General features: G+C 68.5%; 1 protein-coding gene. It reads left to right on the top strand.

Translation table 11 applies throughout. The annotated features are described in order from the left end of the window. The coding region (locus FF041_RS39280) for a condensation domain-containing protein (RefSeq protein ID WP_228388562.1) at window positions 1-858 on the top strand (858 nt) is incomplete at both ends.

Raw genomic sequence — 858 nt, 5'->3', positions numbered from 1 at the left:
GTTCGGTTCGGGTGCGGGTGGGTGCGGAGGCGCATGCCCGGCTGGTGGAGGTCGCCGGACGCGGCCGGGCGACGATGTTCATGGTCGCGCATGCGGCGATGGCCGTCCTGCTGTCGCGGATGGGCGCGGGTGACGACATCCCGATCGGCACCGCGATCGCGGGCCGTGGTGATGCCGCGCTCGATGATCTGGCGGGCTTTTTCGTCAACACGTTGGTGCTGCGGACGGATGTCAGCGGCGACCCGTCGTTCGCGGAGCTGCTGGGGCGGGTGCGGGAGGCGGACCTTTCGGCTTACGCGCATCAGGATGTGCCGTTCGAGCGTCTGGTGGATGCGCTCAGCCCGGCGCGTTCGCTGACTCGGAACCCACTCTTCCAGGTGATGCTGGCCCTCCAGAATCTGCCCTCTGCTCAGTGGGAGCTCCCGGGTCTGGAAGTGGGTGCTCTGGACGCAGGGCCTGAGCCTGCGGCTCGGTTCGATCTGTCGGTGACGCTGGTCGAGGAGCGGGATGCGGAGGGCGCTCCGGCGGGGATCGGCGGGGGGATTCTCTACGCCACGGATCTGTTCGACGAGGCCACCGTGGAGGCTCTGGCCGATCGTCTGGCGCGGGTGCTGGAGCAGGTGGCGGCCGATCCGGATGTAAGGCTGAGCCAGATCGATGTACTGGACGACGCCGAGCGGGCCCTTGTCACGGGCGGACCAAGCCACCCCCGTCTTCCGGATGCGTCAGGCTCGATTCTCGATCTCCTCTCGGCCCGGGTGGGGGGTGCGCCGGGGGTCGCGGCGGTGGGGTGTGGTGCCGATGTTCTCTCGTACGGGGAGTTGGAGGAGCGTTCGAATCGGTTGGCTCGGTATCTGA

Origin of the sequence: Streptomyces jumonjinensis, assembly GCF_009600885.1 — a bacterium.
Taxonomy (GTDB): Bacteria; Actinomycetota; Actinomycetes; order Streptomycetales; family Streptomycetaceae; genus Streptomyces; species Streptomyces jumonjinensis.
Note: the sequence above shows the minus strand (reverse complement) of the source record. Positions and strands in the feature narration are given on the sequence as shown.